This window comes from Candidatus Accumulibacter sp. ACC012, assembly GCF_907163155.1.
GTDB lineage: Bacteria > Pseudomonadota > Gammaproteobacteria > Burkholderiales > Rhodocyclaceae > Accumulibacter > Accumulibacter delftensis.
Genome location: NZ_CAJQUC010000003.1, coordinates 776,387 through 792,029, shown reverse-complemented (window position 1 = coordinate 792,029; position 15,643 = coordinate 776,387). Strand labels below are relative to the sequence as shown.

At 62.9% G+C, this 15,643-nt stretch carries 14 protein-coding genes; 6 read left to right on the top strand and 8 right to left on the bottom strand.

Annotation, left to right across the window (positions count from 1 at the left end; genetic code table 11):
- Positions 1-113: 113 nt before the first annotated feature.
- Entirely contained in the window at positions 114-626 is a 513-nt protein-coding gene (locus QZ648_RS06910; protein WP_169066302.1) for a phasin family protein, read from the top strand.
- A gap of 3 nt (positions 627-629) precedes the next feature.
- Here the strand turns inward: QZ648_RS06910 and gcvA are convergent, their stop codons facing one another.
- A complete protein-coding gene (gcvA, locus tag QZ648_RS06905) occupies positions 630-1,598 on the bottom strand; it encodes a transcriptional regulator GcvA (RefSeq protein ID WP_169066301.1) in 969 nt (322 codons plus the stop codon).
- A gap of 122 nt (positions 1,599-1,720) precedes the next feature.
- On the opposite strand from gcvA, the gene QZ648_RS06900 reads away from it, so the two are divergent.
- The 3 genes from QZ648_RS06900 (at position 1,721) to QZ648_RS06890 (ending at position 2,890) form a co-directional block, all read left to right on the top strand.
- The gene (locus QZ648_RS06900) at positions 1,721-1,951 is read left to right on the top strand and encodes a hypothetical protein (RefSeq protein ID WP_169066300.1); all 231 of its coding nucleotides are present in this window, start codon (positions 1,721-1,723) and stop codon (positions 1,949-1,951) included.
- Positions 1,952-2,043: 92 nt separating this feature from the next.
- The gene (locus QZ648_RS06895) at positions 2,044-2,223 is read left to right on the top strand and encodes a hypothetical protein (RefSeq protein WP_169066299.1); all 180 of its coding nucleotides are present in this window, start codon (positions 2,044-2,046) and stop codon (positions 2,221-2,223) included.
- A gap of 241 nt (positions 2,224-2,464) precedes the next feature.
- Complete coding sequence (locus tag QZ648_RS06890; protein WP_169066298.1) at positions 2,465-2,890, top strand: thioesterase family protein; 426 nt, start codon at positions 2,465-2,467, stop codon at positions 2,888-2,890.
- Between the two features lie 78 nt (positions 2,891-2,968).
- On the opposite strand, the gene QZ648_RS06885 is transcribed toward QZ648_RS06890, so the two are convergent.
- The 5 genes from QZ648_RS06885 to QZ648_RS06865 all read right to left on the bottom strand — a co-directional run bounded on the left by QZ648_RS06885 (position 2,969) and on the right by QZ648_RS06865 (position 10,114).
- Positions 2,969-4,432: a DUF294 nucleotidyltransferase-like domain-containing protein gene (locus QZ648_RS06885; RefSeq protein ID WP_169066297.1), complete on the bottom strand. Its 1,464-nt coding sequence runs from the start codon at positions 4,430-4,432 to the stop codon at positions 2,969-2,971.
- Positions 4,413-6,617, bottom strand: a complete 2,205-nt coding sequence (locus QZ648_RS06880; protein WP_169066296.1) for an exonuclease domain-containing protein — start codon at positions 6,615-6,617, stop codon at positions 4,413-4,415. The genes QZ648_RS06885 and QZ648_RS06880 overlap by 20 nt, the downstream gene beginning before the upstream one ends.
- Complete coding sequence (locus QZ648_RS06875; RefSeq protein WP_169066295.1) at positions 6,618-6,986, bottom strand: response regulator; 369 nt, start codon at positions 6,984-6,986, stop codon at positions 6,618-6,620.
- A gap of 158 nt (positions 6,987-7,144) precedes the next feature.
- Positions 7,145-9,904 (bottom strand): sensor histidine kinase, encoded by a 2,760-nt coding sequence (locus QZ648_RS06870; RefSeq protein ID WP_291996492.1) that lies wholly within the window; start codon positions 9,902-9,904, stop codon positions 7,145-7,147.
- A 9-nt stretch (positions 9,905-9,913) separates the two neighbouring features.
- Positions 9,914-10,114, bottom strand: a complete 201-nt coding sequence (locus QZ648_RS06865; protein ID WP_169066294.1) for a hypothetical protein — start codon at positions 10,112-10,114, stop codon at positions 9,914-9,916.
- A gap of 308 nt (positions 10,115-10,422) precedes the next feature.
- Between QZ648_RS06865 and menB the strand changes: the two genes are divergently transcribed.
- Positions 10,423-11,262, top strand: coding sequence for a 1,4-dihydroxy-2-naphthoyl-CoA synthase (gene menB, locus QZ648_RS06860; RefSeq protein ID WP_169066293.1), 840 nt, complete (start codon positions 10,423-10,425; stop codon positions 11,260-11,262).
- Positions 11,263-11,317: 55 nt separating this feature from the next.
- Positions 11,318-12,436, top strand: a complete 1,119-nt coding sequence (menC, locus tag QZ648_RS06855) for an o-succinylbenzoate synthase (RefSeq protein WP_169066292.1) — start codon at positions 11,318-11,320, stop codon at positions 12,434-12,436.
- 221 nt (positions 12,437-12,657) lie between these two features.
- On the opposite strand, the gene QZ648_RS06850 is transcribed toward menC, so the two are convergent.
- On the bottom strand, positions 12,658-13,506 hold the full coding sequence (locus QZ648_RS06850; RefSeq protein ID WP_169066291.1) for a DUF3014 domain-containing protein: 849 nt from the start codon (positions 13,504-13,506) through the stop codon (positions 12,658-12,660).
- A gap of 364 nt (positions 13,507-13,870) precedes the next feature.
- Entirely contained in the window at positions 13,871-15,535 is a 1,665-nt protein-coding gene (locus QZ648_RS06845; protein ID WP_169066290.1) for a hypothetical protein, read from the bottom strand.
- Positions 15,536-15,643: the final 108 nt, after the last annotated feature.

Genomic DNA, 15,643 nt, shown 5'->3' with positions numbered 1-15,643 from the left:
AACACCCAGGCATTTAGTGTGTGTGCTCTAGTGATCGTCGCTAGACTTCATTTCGTCAGCTGCACGGGCAGTTGCAGAAACTCTCAGTTCCAGTTGGATAAAGGAGAAACAAAATGAGCAAGACAAAGACAACCTTGGTTGATCAAGGTGGCAACGCGCAACGGATTAGCAGCGCCCAGGAATCTGTGCGCAAGTTCTGGCTTTTTGGCCTTGGCGCCTATTCCCTGGCTACCAGGACCGGTGCCCAGGCCTTCGAAACGCTGCTCGAAGAAGGCAAGGCATTGCGACCCAAAGCACGTCGGCAGATCAAGGAAAGCTCGGCCGAATTGGTCAGCACGGCCACGGAAAGCATCGACCGTGGCGAACAGCTGCTCAGAGATCGACTGCTACGGCCTCTGCATTCCATGCTCCTGGCCAGCAAGGGCGATGTCGAACAGCTTGCGGAAGGGCTCACTCAGCTGTCCACCGAAGTGCGCAAGCTGACCGGCAGCGGTGACGCGCCGACGGCAAAGAAAGCCGCGGCAAGCACCAAGCCAGGCAGCAAAGCGGCCGCCACCACAGTCGCACTGCCGGCAGCCGAGGCGACCGTAGCGGACGACGCGCCAATGATGCTCAGCGCTTCTTGAGCTCTATCCCTCGCGCACCTTCGCCGCCTCCTTGAGCAGCCATTTCCGGAAGGCAGTAACCACCGTGCGCTCGGCGACCGCTTCAGGGACGACCAGGTAATAGGCCTGTGCCGGGCGGATGACGATGTCGAAAGGCATCACCAGACGGCCGGCAGCCACTTCTGCCTCGATGAGCTGCTTGGACGCCAGCGCAACGCCAACGCCGTCGATCGCTGCCGAGAGGAGCAGCCCGGGGTCACTGATCTGCGTACCGCCGTCGGAATCGATGCCAGTGACGCCGGCGACCTGCAACCATTGGTCCCAGGTCGCCAGGGCGGGCTGGTCGAGATCCAGGTGAGCTTCATCTTCGTGGTGGAGAAGATTGTGACGGCGCAGGTCGGCCGGTACGTTCAAAGGCCGCATTCCCTTCAGCAGCAACGGGCTACAGACGGCGGTGTACGCCGGCGCAAAGAGCCGGTCGACGCGGCAGCCGTCATAGTGCCCATTGCCATAGCGGATAAAGGTTTCGGTCTTGTCGTCACGCACATCGACACTGGCAAGGCCCGAGAGATGCGAGGCCTCACCGGTGTCGATAGTATCCAGCGAGGTCGCCATGCGCAGCTTGATCTCGGGATGCCCGGCAGTGAATTCGGGCAGATGACGGAGCAGCCAACGCGCCGCAAAAGCCGGCGGTGAAGTCACCACCAGGCGTCCGCCGAAAACCACCTGATGTGTGCTCTCGATCGCGGCGGCGAAGCACTCCAGTCCCTCGCGCACCTTGGGGAGCATCGCCCGACCTTCGCGCGTCAGTTCCAGGGCGCGCGTCAGCCGCTTGAAGAGCAGACAGTCCAGGTATTCCTCGAGACCACGGATCTGGTGGCTGATCGCCGTCGGCGTCACCGACAGCTCGGCGGCCGCGTCTTTGAAACTGAGGTGGCGAGCCGCCGCTTCGAAAGCGCGCAGCGAACTCAGGGGTGGCAGGCGGTAAGTCATATAGGTGAGATTTTTTCACGCATCGGCTGACATTTGATCGTTTGCCGGCGCAGCCGCCAACAAATAAAGTTACGGCGAACTCTCGGAAACCGGGAACAACGCAAGGACAGAAGGAACCCCAAATGAAAACCAACCTCAACCATGACCAGATCGCAGTGATCATTGAACGCGCACGCAAGGAACGTAGTCTCGCCGTTGGCAGACACATCGCCACCGCCATGCACAGGCTGCTCGACTGGCTGGAAAAAGGCAAGCAGGACACCCCGCAAACGACCGCGCCGAAGCAGAGTGGCTACCACCTGAGCAGCGAAGGCAGCCATCCCAAGGGTTTCGATACGTCGGCCTTCGTTTGATTTTTGGCCGCCAGGCAAGCGCAGACAAAACCTTACACCGCTCTTATACCAGACTCACGATAGTCCAAAACAGTACAGGAACAGAAAGTAAAATGAAAACCCCCCTCAGCCACGAACAGATGACGATGATCGTCGAACGTGCCACCCGGGAACGCAATGCCGCCCTCTCCGACTTCATCGCCACCTTCGCCGACAAAGTGCTCGATGCGACAGCAAGAGGATTCGAGAAGTTTGTGAACACACTCCGGGTGGATGCCAGGGCTGGCTTCTGAAGCTGGCCAAGCGAACCTGCTCTCTGCGTCCCCTCTGAGCCCCCTCTCCCCCAACCCCTCCCCCGCGAGGGGGGAGGGGAGTTTGGCTTTTGGTGGGGCGACGGTTCGGGATTTAGGCAGGCACCTGCTTGGGGGCTCAGCTCTTCCCCTCTTCACCGCTGGCCGCGGCCAGCGGTGACAGGAGCCGGCGGATTGACGTACGATCGGCCTCCGGAACCAACCAGCCACGACGGACCCCACCATGCCCAGAATCAAGATCGACATCCCCGAGCATTTCGCGTACTCGACCGAGATCACGCTCTATCTCAGCCACATGAACTATGCCGGCCACCTCGACAATGCCTTGTTGTTGTCCCTGGTTTCCGAGGCCCGCGCGCGGTTTTTCATGTCTCTGGACTATACCGAGCTGAACGTCGAGGGGGTGGGCATCGTCGTCGCCGACGCGGCCGTGCAGTACAAGTCCGAAGCCTTTCACGGTGAAGTGATGGTCGTTGGCATGAGCGCCGGCGATTTTGGCAGCAAGGGCTGCGACCTGCTGTGGCGCATGCATGAGAAACTCAGCCAACGTGAAGTCGCGCGCGGCAAGACCGGAATCGTCTTCTTCGACTATGCGGCCCGCAAAGTGGCGCCGGTACCGGCCAACTTCCGCGCCCGCACGCAAGCCTGAACGCTCGGCGGCCGCGTTTCCCCGCCCGCATCCTTTCCAGCAGCCCATCTGCTCCGGCGCAAGCGCTGCCGCCAGCCTCTATTCCGGGGCGTACTCGCGCACCAAGCGCTTCTGCAAATAGCCGATCTGCTTGAGCGCTTCCTTGAGGATCAGGCGATCCAGTTCGTGCAGTTCGTCGGGCACGACACGATTGGAAACGGCGTCGGCGGCGCCACTGACCTGCTGCTGGAGCCGGAGACGCTGGATGTGCTGAAAGGCGTCGATCAGCGCCGCCATTTCGTGGACACCAGCGCCGATCTGCTCGCCGGTCACGCGCAGGCGCTCGGCAGTGTTGGTATCAGGAATCTGGCGGGCCAACGCGTAAACCCGCGCGGCGTCCACCAAGGGGCGTGAACCATGCTTCTTGAGATCGATGGTGTTCGGGAACTCCTTGTCAAGATCGGTTCGGAACCCCTTCCACCAGTTCAGCGGCGACTCCCAGTTGAGCGTGTTCTCGACCATCGCGCGCAGGAAAATCGGGTAACTGTGCGCCCGCGCCAGCAGCCAGCTACGCAAGTCGTTGGCCAGCGACTCCTGCCCATACAGGCCGCGCAAATCGAAGAAGATGCTCGCATTGAGCAAAGCCTCCGGTTGCGGGCTTTCCAGCCAGCCTGAAAAGGCTGTTCGCCATTCGTCGGCAGACAAACACCACTGCCGGTTACTGGCCATGATATCGCCCTTGCATAGCGGAAAACCACAGGCGTCGAGGGCCTCGTTCACCGCCCGGGCGAAAGGCAGGAAAGCGTTGCGCAGATGCGCCGCCTGCTCGTCCGAGTCGGCGGCGAAGATCAGGCCATTGTCCTGGTCGGTAGCCAGGGTCTGCTCGAGCCGCCCCTCGGAACCAAAAACCAGCCAGCACCATTGGACGTAGGGCAGCTCGTGCTTCCCGGCGACCAGTTCGATGACCTGCAGGGTGAGCAGATCGTTGAGCGACGAGAGGCGATTGCAGAGCGCATCGGCGCTGACCCGCTCGGCGACCAGACGCCCGACCAGTGCGCGGATCTCGGCAGCCAGGTGGACCAGCGTCGGCAGGTCGCGTGCCGCCAGAATTGCTTTGACGAGATCGGTGCCCTGCGCGCCCGGCAGAGTGTACAGATCGGTCTGCGAAACGAGGTTGAAGTAGCTGCCGTCCGCCTCGGTAAGCACCAAATGGTGCACCCCGCGCCGCACCATGACCACGCTGGCCTGGTGGGCCGTGCTGTCCGCCGGCACGGTAATCAGGCCGCCGGTCATCACCGCCGCGATCGGCGCATTCAGATCGCAGGCTTCAATGGCCACGCGGCGCACGACGTCGTGCAGGGTGATGATGCCCAGCGCTACCCGGCTGCCCTCGTCGACCACTACCACCGCATCGCCGTGCGTCTTGTCGAGTAGCTGTAGCGTCTCGCGCACGCTGGTCGACGGGCCGACCATCAAGGGCTGACTGCGCACCAGATGGCGCAGTCCGACATACGGCGAAAACGGGGTGACGCGTGCCGTCTGCTCAGTAGCGGAGTCGGGCATGGTAGGTTCTCTCACTGGCTTCGCGCGCTTGGCGCAGCGTCGTGATGCCCATTTCAGCAAGCAAGGGCAACATCTTCAGAAAGACTTCGCCGGTCACCATTGCATCGCCGAGCGCGGTATGGCGTCCGAACACCGAGACGCCAAGGCGCTCGGCGATTGCCTCCAGGCGGTGCGTGTTCTGGTTGGGCTGCAAGACCGCCGAAAGCAGCAAGGTATCGAGCACCGGGTGATCGAAGCGCACGCCGCTTTGCCGCTCCTTCAATTGCAGGAAACGCATGTCGAAAGCGGCGTTGTGACCGACCAGGACGGTGTCGGCACAAAAAGCATGGAAGGTCGGCAGGACGGTCGCGATCACCGGCTGTCCGGTGAGCATTTCGCGGGTGATGCCGTGCACCTTGACGGATTGTTGCGACAACGGGCGCTTCGGGTCGACCAGTTGATCGAAGCACTCGTGACGCAGGAGGCGACGATTGACGATGCGCGTCGCACCGATCTGGATGATCTCGTCGCCGGCAGAAGGCTCCAGACCGGTCGTTTCGGTATCGAAAACGGTGTACGAAAGCTCCGCCAGCGGTCGATCGTCGAGTTCGTGGCTGCCTCCCGACCAGTGGAAGATATCGAAGTCATAAAACTCGGGACGTTCGCCTTCGGCCGCGGAAATGATCGCCCGCGGCAGATCCTTGGGCGCCTCCGCCGCCGGCAGCATGGTCCGGAAGAAAGCCCGATGCGAGACACGCTCGCGCTGGAACCAGATCTCGCCGTTACAGCGCTCGATGACATCGACGACGCTCAGCGGCGAGCTTTCGCTACCGATATTCATCGGGTCCTGCAACCAGATCATGGCCGCTTCATTGTTCAGGAAGGTGCCGGTCCAGTACAAATCGAGCTGGGCGAGGTGACCGCTGCGTTGCAAGGACAGGCGCACTTCGCGCACCTCGTACTCGTCCTGCAAACGCAGGGCCAGATAGCTCAGGGCTTGCAGGAGTCCGAAGCTGTCTACGCGTAGCCACAGGCCGTCATCGATTTGCTCGGACTTGACCGCCAGCTTGTGCTGCCCGGCGTTGCCGCGCTCGGCGATGCGGCGTGCAGCGACTTCGACGAGCTCGGCGCCGAGGATTTCCTCAAGCAGCCAGCGCTCGCGCAGATCGTTCGAAAAAGCTGCCGCCGCTGTCTCGAACTGCGTCGACAGCACACTGGCCTCGTCGCGAATCACGCCGAGAAAGCGATCACGCTGCTGGGCTGGCATATCGGAAAAATCGGAGAGCATTTCGGCTGCCGCGCGCAAGCTCCCCAGGGGCCCGCGCCCGCCTTCGATCAGTGACTGGATCAGGGCGTCGCGGCGCGCATGCCGCTCGTTGGTGCTCGTCACGTCGTCGAGAACGAGCACGAAGCCGGTAATCGACAGGCCGGCGACCTGCGCGCCGGGCTGTCCGTCGCTACCCAGGACCGGCGACATGTGCGCGCGAAGCAAGCGTCCGGCACGGGTGGCGGTAACGAACTGCGCCGAGCCGAGGAGTTTCTTGCGGTCCACACCGGCCTCGCCGCCCGCATCGCGACTGGCCGACTGCAAACGTTCCAGCGCATGCTCGATCAGCGCCCGATCGAAAACCGTGTAAATCGAACGCCCCAGGCCAAGCAATTCGCCATTACTGCCGTCAGGCCCGGCAGAAAGCTCCTGCTTGGCGCGTTGGTTGTAGAGCAGCACGCGGCCATCCAGATTGCAGACCACAACGCTCTGGCTCAGATCGGCCATCAGCGCAGCCAGACGGCTGCGCTCCTCCTCGAGCGAAGCGCGTGCTTCGCGCACGCGCTCGGCGACATCGCGCTCGAGCGCGTCGCGTGCGGCCAGCAGTTGATTTGCCGCCTGCCCCAGAGTGCGCAATTCGGGCGTTACCTGCTCGGGCAAACGCAGGCCACTGTGGGTAGCCACCGCCGCCAAGTCCTCGGCCATGCGCAGTGGCCCATTGACGTAGCGTGCATACCAGCCGGCGATCACCAGGTAGGCGCCCCCCGCCCCGGCCAGGGTCAGCAAGAGCAGGACGAAGATCCTGCCTTCGGCGGACCAGCCGCCAGCGCGGCCATCGGCTTCGGTGACCCACATCAGGGTCGCCGCCGCGAGCACCACGGCAAGCACGAACAGACCGGCCAACAGCGCGGCCCTGCACAGCTGGCGCGTGGCCTTCATCTACGTCTCCAGGAGCTTGCGCACCTCGGCGAGCAACTCTTTGGTCGAGAAGGGCTTGGTCATGTAGCCGTCGGCGCCAAGTCCGAGGCCTTTGCTGACTTCCGTGTCGCGCCCTTTGGCAGTGAGCATCAGAATGCGCGTAGCGCTGAGCTCGGGGTCAGCGCGCAAGGCCTGGCAGACGTCGAAGCCATTCATCTTGGGCATCATGACGTCGAGCAGAACGAGATCGGGCTTCTCGGCACGCACTTTCGCCAGAGCCTCTTCGCCGTCGCCGGCGACCAGCACCTCGAAACCCTCCCGGCGCAGCAGAAACTCGATCGAAATGACAATGTTTTGCTCGTCGTCGGCAATCAGTATTTTCGTGCTCATCAACACTCCGCTCATAAATAACTACGCTAACGGTCATGACTTGTCGAGATACCCCCGATCATGAAAGTCATGACCGTTCCCCCCTCTTCCCCGACCCCTCTCCCGCGCGGGGAGGAGGGAGATTCGTGCGACGCTGGCGCGACTTTTAGATTAATGGACTACTCTGCTGGTGCCGCCGCTGGCGGCTGCACAGGTGCAAAAGGCAAGGTGAAACGAAATGTGGCACCCTCGCCCGGGACGCTTTCAACCCACAGCTCGCCACCGAAGTGTTCCACGATACGCCGGCTGATCGGTAGCCCAAGGCCGGTGCCCGATGGCTTGGCGGTCATCGTATCGCCGACCTGACGAAACTTTTCGAAAACCAGTTGCTGATCTTCCGGGCGAATCCCCGGTCCGTTGTCGGCAACGCTGACTTGCAGGCCATCGTCCCGCCGACTCAGGGTCACGCGAATCAGGCCACTGCCCGGCGTCAGGAACTTCACCGCATTGGAAAGCAGATTCAGCATCACCTGGATCAATCGATCCCGATCGGCAAGAATCAGCGGTAGATTATCGGGCAGATCGACCTCGATGTGCGCCTCTTTCTCGTGCACCAGCTGACTGGTAGCAGCGATCGACTGTTCGACGACCTCTTTCAGATCGAGTTCGCAGCCGTTCCAGTCGGCTCGCCCGGACTCGATTTTCGCCAGGTCGAGCGTCTGGTTGATCAGCCGCGTCAAACGCTCGGCCTCGCTGACGATCAAGCCCAGGAAGCGCACGCGATCGGCGAGATGCATCTTCGGATCGTCGCGCAAGAGTTCCGAGAAAGCACGGATCGACGTCAGCGGCGTGCGCAGTTCGTGGGTTACCGACGACATGATGTCGTCCTTGACACGGTCGAGCTCCTGCAGGCGCTCGTTCGCCTCCCGCAACTCCAGCGTCGCCGCCGTCAGCTCGCGTGACTTGCGCTCGAGTTCACGACTGTAGGTGCGCAACTGTGACGCTTCGTCGAGGATATGCATCACTTCCTCGATACTCAGCGGCTCTTCCTTGGCCACCGAGGCGACCATCACCCGCGCCGAAGCACTGCCAATCGCGCCGGCCAACAGGGATTCGGCGAACTGCACCAGCCTGGCATCGGCCTCGGGCTTTGAGTCGCCGTCGCGACCGTTGCGGCGCGCGAAACCGGCAAAAGCCGATTGCGCACGACTTGGGCCAAGAAAGCGCCCGACCAGCTCCTGCAGATCACTGACCTGCGCCCGGCCACGCCAGAGCACGGCCCCACCCTGCCCGGTTTCCGATAGCGCATCGACGAACAGGGTCGCCTGTGTCGCCTCGGCGACCATCGGCGGGCGCAGCAAGGATACCGCGACGTAGGCACCAATATTCGCGAAAAAACTCCAGAACAGGCAGTGCGAGATTTCGTCGATCCCGGTGAGACCAAACAACTGCTGCGGCCGCAAGAGCTCGATCCCGAAAAATCCTTGCGCGAGAAAATCACCTGGAAGCCAACCGGATTTCGCAAACGACGGCAACAGCAAAGTGTAGGCCCAGACCAGAAAACCGGCCGTCAGACCGGCCAGCGCGCCACCGCGCGTACCGCCGCGCCAGTACATGCCGCCGATCAGCGCCGGCGCAAACTGCGCCACCGCCGCAAAACTGATGAGGCCGATGGCGACCAGCGCATAAGCCTCGCCTGCCAGCCGAAAGTAGAGGTAACCGAGCAGCAGGATGACCACGATGGCGCCACGCCGGATGGCGAGCAGCAAGCCCGAGAGGTCTTTCGACTCGACCAGCGCGGCCCGCTTGTGGCGCAGCAGCATCGGCATCACCAGGTCGTTGCAGACCATGGTCGACAAGGCGATGGTTTCGACGATGACCATGCCGGTGGCCGATGACAGGCCGCCAATGAAGGCCAGCAGCGTCAGCCCTTCCTGGCGCTGTGACATCGGGAAGGTGAGCACCAAGGTATCGGCGTCAACCCCTTGTCCGGCGAAGTGCAGCAGGCCGCCCAGCGCGATCGGCAATACGAAAATATTGATCAACAGCAGGTATAGGGGAAACAACCATGCCGCCCGCTTCAGGTGCGCCTCATTGACGTTCTCGACGACGGCGACCTGGAACTGGCGCGGCAGGAAGAGAAACGCCAGACCGGACAGCACGACCAGCGAAAACCAGCCGCTATAACCCGCCCCGGAGGGAATCGCAGTCATCAGCTTTTGCAGTTCCTGCTGCTCCGCGACGCGGTCAAAAATATCGCCGAAACCGTCGAAAACGCCGTAGGTCACGAATACTCCGACGGCCAGGAAGGCGACCAGCTTGACCACCGATTCCAGAGCAATCGCCGCCACCATTCCTTCGTGGCGTTCGGTAGCGTCGAGATGGCGGGTACCGAAGACGATGGTAAAGGCGGCCAGGATCAAGGCAATGTAGAAGCTGATGTCTGCCCCTACGGACATCGTCGCACTGCGGTGCGGCATGACGATTTCCGGATAGCTGAAGAGCAGGCTGACGGTGTTCGAGACCGCCTTGAGCTGCAGCGAGATGTAGGGAATGATGCCCACCACGGCGATGATCGTCACCAGGCCGCCGAGCCCATGACTCTTGCCATAACGGGAGGAAATGAAATCGGCAATCGAGGTGATGCGGTTTGCCTTGACGATGCGAATCATTTTCAGCAGCACGATCCAGCCGAGCCCCATGACCAGCGTCGGCCCCAGGTAAACGGGCAGAAAGCCGATTCCCGAAACGGCAGCACGCCCGACACTGCCGTAGAAAGTCCAGGTCGTGCAGTAAACGGCCATCGACAGGGCGTAGATGGTCGGACTGGCGATCAGCGAGCGTCCCTGATCGGCGCGCTTGTCGCCCCACCAGGCCACCGCAAACAGCAGCCCCAGATAGAGCAGCGAGACAGTAATCAGTACCGGCGCTTCGAGCATCGCCGCCGCCTACTTGAAGCGCCGTTCGACGGCCCAGGCCATCAAGGCAATGACCAGCGCCCAGGCAGCAAAAATGTAGGCATAAACCAGCGGAATGCCGAAGATCTCGCTCGGCCGGTCGAACAGCGACAGTAGGGGATAATTGAACAGCACGCAGCCGATGAGGAAAGCCGCGATCAGTCGATCACCTGCCAGTATCCTGCGATGCATCTCTCTCTCCCGCCGCGAAAAAGATGGGCCCCGGAAGCGCTCAGCTTGCCAGGCGGCGCCGCGTGCTAACGGTCATGACATGTCGAGATACCCCGAATCATGAAAGCCATGACCGTTCCCCCTCTTCCCCAGACCCTTCTCCCGCGAGGGGAGAAGGGAGTTTCGTGAGTCGCTTGCGCGACTTACACATTAACCTGCCAACGCTCCATCGTGATTGGGTAGGTGGCAATTGCTATTTGCTATTTGCTATTTGCTATTTGGCAGCGGCTATACTGCCCGCCGTCCCCCTTGCCGAGGAAATTGTCCCCATGATCCGCCCCGCTCTCGACTGGCAGCCACGTGCCGCCAGCAAGGCCTACTCCGATATTCGCTACGAATTCGCCGAAGGCATCGCCAGCATTGTCATCAATCGGCCCGAACGACGCAATGCCTTTCGACCGGAAACAGTCTCCCAACTGATCGACGCCACCCACCAGGCGCAGTTCGATCCGCAGGTCGGGGTGATCATCCTGAGCGGTGCCGGACACGAAGCTTTCTGCGCGGGCGGCGATCAGACCGTACGCGGCGACGACGGCGGCTACCATGATGAGGCGGGCATGCCGCATCTCAACGTCCTCGACCTGCAGATGCAGATTCGCCGTTGCCCGAAACCGGTGGTGGCAATGGTTGCCGGTTACGCCATCGGCGGCGGGCACGTCCTGCACCTGGTCTGCGACCTGACGATTGCCGCCGACAATGCCCGCTTCGGGCAGACCGGCCCGCGCGTCGGCAGTTTCGACGCTGGCCTCGGCGCCGGCCTCATGGCGCGCACCATCGGCATGAAACGGGCCAAGGAAATCTGGCTGCTCTGCCGCCAGTACGACGCCGCGGCGGCGCTGGCCATGGGCTTGGTGAATACCGTCGTGCCGCTCGCCGAACTCGAGGAAGAGACCGTGCGCTGGTGCCGCGACATGCTCAAGCTGTCGCCGATGGCGCTGCGCATGATCAAGGCCGGCTTCAACGCCGACACCGACGGCCTGGCGGGAATCCAGGAACTCGCCGGCAACGCCACCGGCCTGTTCTACATGACCGAGGAAGGCCAGGAAGGACGTAACGCCTGGCTCGAAAAACGGGCGCCGGACTTCTCGAAATATCGGCAACGCCCGTAGCGCGATGCGGCGTCCAGTGGCAGCTTCTGCTGTTGCTGAACGTTTCTTTCAAGCGATGAAGATCACTAGCGCCGCCGTCCACCACTATCGACTGCCCTTGCGCGCCAGCTGGCAGACCGCGGCCGGCGGCTTCAGCGAGCGCGAAGGCTGGCTGCTGCGCCTCGATAGCGCCAGCGGCGCGAGTGGCTACGGCGATTGTGCGCCGCTACCGGGAGGCGCTGCGGAAACCCTCGCTGCCGCCGCATCGCGGCTATGTGCGCAGGCACGACGCGTGCTCGGCATGCAGGCAAGCGACGCTCTCCAGGCCATCGGCCCCGCCCCCGGTGACGCGCCGGCTGCGCGCCTGGGGGTCGAAATGGCGCTGCTCGACCTCGCCGCCCAGGCCGCCGGACTGTCACTCGCCACCTACCTGCGCACCACTCAGCAAGGCTTCGAAACGGCTACCGCAGTCGCCGCGGTGGCGGTGAACGCCGCGCTGGGCAGCATCGACCGGCTTGCCGACGAAAGCGTACGCAGCGCGTGCAACGCGGGTTTCGGTGTACTCAAGCTCAAGGTCGGCGTGGCCTCGATCGACCACGAAATCGAACACCTGCGACGCGTCACCGCGCTCCTGCCGCCGGGCATTCAGTTGCGACTCGACGCCAATCGCGCGTGGAGCAGCACGGCTGCCGAACGCTTCCTGCGCCACTGCGCCGACATGCCGATCGAGATGCTCGAAGAACCCCTCGCCGAGCCGAGCCTGGAGCGACTGCTAAGCCTGCAAGCGCAAACGAAGATCGCCATCGCCATCGACGAATCGGCAGAGCTGCTCGACGCCGAGCACCTCCTGGGCAGGTCAGCCGTACGCCGGCTGGTGATCAAACCGACACGTTGCGGCGGCCTGCTGCCCGCGTTCCGGCTCGCGCAGCGCGCGCTCGCTGCGGGTCTGGATTGCGTCGTCACCAGCAGCGTGGAAAGCGCCTGCGGGGTAACGGCGGCCGCGCATCTCGCAGCCGCCATTGGCAATCAGCTGGCGCATGGTCTGGCGACCTCGCAATGGTTAGCGGCAGATACCGGCGCGCCACCGCTGATCGTCAATGGTCACCTGCTGCTGCCGCTTGCCACGGGCCTGGGATTCAAGCCCGGCAAAGGAATCGCCTTCTCGCCGATTGCCGACCGGCCGGCCGCAGAGTGACCTGAACCGCTACCGCGCGTTAATGTGAAAGTCGCGCAAGCGACTCACGAAACTCCCTTCGCCCCTCGCGGGAGAAGGGCCGGGGGGTGAGGCGGGGAATTCGGGGAGCATACTCCCCGCTCGGCGAACGATTCCGGCGTGCAAGCCGGAATGCGCACTGCAAGTGGAGGGAAAATGGTCATGGCTTTCATCATCAGGGGTGTCTCGACATGTCATGACCGTTAGCCGGTCACGCCGCTGCTGGCAACGCGCTGACGGAACTGGCGCAACTTGGCCTTCAACTCGCCAGCATTCCCCGGCCCCATGCGCAGCAGGATTTTCTGGCCCGCAGGGAGCGCCTCAAGCGCCGGGTCCGCGTATTCGTATCGCAACCAGGGCGACGGCGTCTCGCCCGGCCCCTTCACTTCGACCAGGCTCAGGCGAACTGGCTTCAGCAGATCAGGAGTCGCCAGCAACTGGTCGATCACTTCGATCAGCCGGTTGTTGAAGTACTTGCCCGGATAGCCGAGGTCTTCATACGCCTTTTGCAGCAAGGGGTAGATGCGCAGGTACAAGGCCACCGCAGCCTCGGTATCGATGGCCGATGCGAAACGCACGAAAGCTTTATAACGCTCGCGGTTGTCGTCGGCAATGTAGGTCGCGCCGTCACGCTCGACGACCTGAAAACGTCCGGGTGCGGGATGCACCGGCCACAGGCGTGAGGCCGCATGGCCACGGGCCAGGCTATCGACCGTCGCCACCACGCGCTGCGCAAAACCGCTGGCGTCCACGAAAGACAGCACCTGCTCGCGGCCCAGCAGGGCCACCAGCGCGTCACTCACTTCACTGCCGCTATCCGTCAAGGGCGGCAGAGGCTCCGCAAGCGGCGGCGTGATCTCTTCGATGGCATGGTGAAGCGGTACGGGCGCTGGCTCCGGCGCCACCGCTTCCACCGCGCGTGTATTTGGCGCCACCAGCGGAGCCAGCGCTGCGGCTTGTCCTTCTTGCCGTTGCTGCCACCACAGGTAAGCACTTCCGGCGAGGCCCACGAGGACCACACCGGCAATCAGCGAACGTGACAAATCATTCATCAAGACCTCTCTCTATTTCTGCCTGCGCCCATTCAGCGTTGCCACGGCGCAGGCTACTCCCTCACGCGGGCGCGAACCCGACAATGTCGTTCGTGCAAATGTGATTCTACGCGTTCGCCAAATACCACGGTACACGCCGGACTCGCCGGCTGCCATCACCTCTTCAGCGCGACTCGCAGCTTCGACGAAGCGCAGCACTCCCCTCGACAGCACCAATAGCCCCACTTCCCTAGCGGGAGAGGGTGCACAGCGCAAGATCACGCAACTGACCCGACGGGCGCACTCCCATCAACGCCACCTACCACGCCGACTGAGGGTTGCAGCGATTGTTCGAACCTGGCCGTGACCGACGAGAGCCCGCCGCTCAGCCGCCGGCGGGTGGGCGCGGCCGTCGCCAGACGGCCGTCAGCGTGGCGAGTTTGGCGCGCGGCGAGAGACGTTCGTCGGACAGCGCTTCGAGAAACTCCGAGAGTGCCTTCGACTTGGCGATGGCAAAACCGGTGAGTAGCGCCGACGGCACGGCGACCAGCGCAAACAGCGCCAGGCGGTCGGCGAAGGGGACGTGCGTGGCGTCGAGCAGGTTCATTCCAAGAACGCCGGTGGTGATCGTCGCGATCAGGCCGGCGGTGGTCACCACGGTCAGGCGGACGACCGTATTGGACTGCCGGCGCAGGCTGTCGCTGTCGAGGTACTGGCTCATGTCATGAATTTCCTCGCGTAATTCGGTATACAGGCGCTCGGTGCCCAGGTGTTTTCTGGTCAGCCTGAACATCGAGCGAGCCTGGGCCTGGTCGGAAATCTCGTAGAACCAGTAGCGATGGGTGAAGCGCAGAAAGACTTCGAGGATCTGCCGAATGGCACGCTTGAATTCCTTGACCGACTCGGCCTGGCCGATGCGGAGGTGATTGAGCGCTGTCACCAGGCGATCGGAGAGCATCAGCAAGGCAGCCTTGTGAAAGTGCGGAATCAAGGCCAGCAGGAAGAACTGGTGGCGAAACTGCCCAAGCAGGCCGTCCTCCAGGCCGCAGAAGTAGGCGTCGCGGGCACTGCCGACCATGACTACCGCGTGCCCGCAGGAGAGCTGGCGGCTCCCTGGCTGCTCGGCTTGCGGGTGCCAGTAGCGGTCGTAGCAGTAGCGTGCTTCGAAACCGTCAAGCGGCAGCTCGGAAGCAGGCGGCGCGCCAATTTTCCCCGGTCCGGTGACCAACACCAGACGGGCAAAGTCGTCACGGCTGAGGGCGCGCGGGTCGTCCATCGCCAGGTAGGCGAGGAGCGGCATGCGGTGATACTCGAGCTGCCGGTAGCGCACCAGGCCTTCCTCGTCGGAGTGATGCAGCACCAGTGGCCGGAGCAGGAACTCCCAATGGGACGAGATGCACGGAACGCGAAAGCGCGAGACGAAAGTGAGGTACTTGCTGCGTTTTTCGTAGTCTGAAGCGGCCAGCACCCGGCCATCCGGCGCCATCCATTCGCTGCGCTTCAGGCAGTGGCTACCGCTGCCATCGTCATCCCAGGACGGCGGATAGGCCCGCCCGAAGCGGTACAGGGTGTCGTGCACCTGCCGTAGTTCGAGGTCGTCGGCGAAAATCTCGACGACCAGGATGAGCACCTCGATGTCGTAGAAGAAATAGAGGTCGAGGTGCGCGATGTCGAAATCGATCGGCTCGTCGCGGTCCTTGTAGTACATGCGCACTTTGGCCACGTCGTGGCGACGGAAGATGCGGATCGGCGATTCGCCGTCGCGCGCATTGCTCCCTTTCTGGCCATCGCCTTCGCCGTAGAGAAAGCGCTGGACGTAAGGCAGGAAGGTCACGAACTCGCTGTAATGGCGCTCGTGAAACTGTTCGGGGTCGCCGCTGAACTCGTCGGCCAGTTCCCGCCACGGGTTGCCGGCATCGGTCCGATCGAGCAGCTGACTATGGTTCTGGAAAGGTCCGCCCTCGGCCAGCGGCATCAGTTGCAAAGGCCACATCAGGATCTGCCGGAAATGGCGGACCCGCTGGTCAGCATCGTTTGTCGCCACATCCATGGGCGTCTCCGGAAGAATCATCGCCGGAAGCAACCGGCCGGCCATGCTAGGTCCTTGGCGTCAGGGCGTCAATGGCATCGTCGCCAGGGGTGTGATGTTCTGATCCCG

What these genes read in the sequence shown, in the direction of transcription:
- QZ648_RS06910 (WP_169066302.1), top strand. Translation starts at nt 114, where the DNA reads ATGAGCAAGACAAAGACAACCTTGGTTGATCAAGGTGGCAACGCGCAA.
- gcvA (WP_169066301.1), bottom strand. Translation starts at nt 1,598, where the DNA reads ATGACTTACCGCCTGCCACCCCTGAGTTCGCTGCGCGCTTTCGAAGCG.
- QZ648_RS06900 (WP_169066300.1), top strand. Translation starts at nt 1,721, where the DNA reads ATGAAAACCAACCTCAACCATGACCAGATCGCAGTGATCATTGAACGC.
- QZ648_RS06895 (WP_169066299.1), top strand. Translation starts at nt 2,044, where the DNA reads ATGAAAACCCCCCTCAGCCACGAACAGATGACGATGATCGTCGAACGT.
- QZ648_RS06890 (WP_169066298.1), top strand. Translation starts at nt 2,465, where the DNA reads ATGCCCAGAATCAAGATCGACATCCCCGAGCATTTCGCGTACTCGACC.
- QZ648_RS06885 (WP_169066297.1), bottom strand. Translation starts at nt 4,432, where the DNA reads ATGCCCGACTCCGCTACTGAGCAGACGGCACGCGTCACCCCGTTTTCG.
- QZ648_RS06880 (WP_169066296.1), bottom strand. Translation starts at nt 6,617, where the DNA reads ATGAAGGCCACGCGCCAGCTGTGCAGGGCCGCGCTGTTGGCCGGTCTG.
- QZ648_RS06875 (WP_169066295.1), bottom strand. Translation starts at nt 6,986, where the DNA reads ATGAGCACGAAAATACTGATTGCCGACGACGAGCAAAACATTGTCATT.
- QZ648_RS06870 (WP_291996492.1), bottom strand. Translation starts at nt 9,904, where the DNA reads ATGCTCGAAGCGCCGGTACTGATTACTGTCTCGCTGCTCTATCTGGGG.
- QZ648_RS06865 (WP_169066294.1), bottom strand. Translation starts at nt 10,114, where the DNA reads ATGCATCGCAGGATACTGGCAGGTGATCGACTGATCGCGGCTTTCCTC.
- menB (WP_169066293.1), top strand. Translation starts at nt 10,423, where the DNA reads ATGATCCGCCCCGCTCTCGACTGGCAGCCACGTGCCGCCAGCAAGGCC.
- menC (WP_169066292.1), top strand. Translation starts at nt 11,318, where the DNA reads ATGAAGATCACTAGCGCCGCCGTCCACCACTATCGACTGCCCTTGCGC.
- QZ648_RS06850 (WP_169066291.1), bottom strand. Translation starts at nt 13,506, where the DNA reads ATGAATGATTTGTCACGTTCGCTGATTGCCGGTGTGGTCCTCGTGGGC.
- QZ648_RS06845 (WP_169066290.1), bottom strand. Translation starts at nt 15,535, where the DNA reads ATGGATGTGGCGACAAACGATGCTGACCAGCGGGTCCGCCATTTCCGG.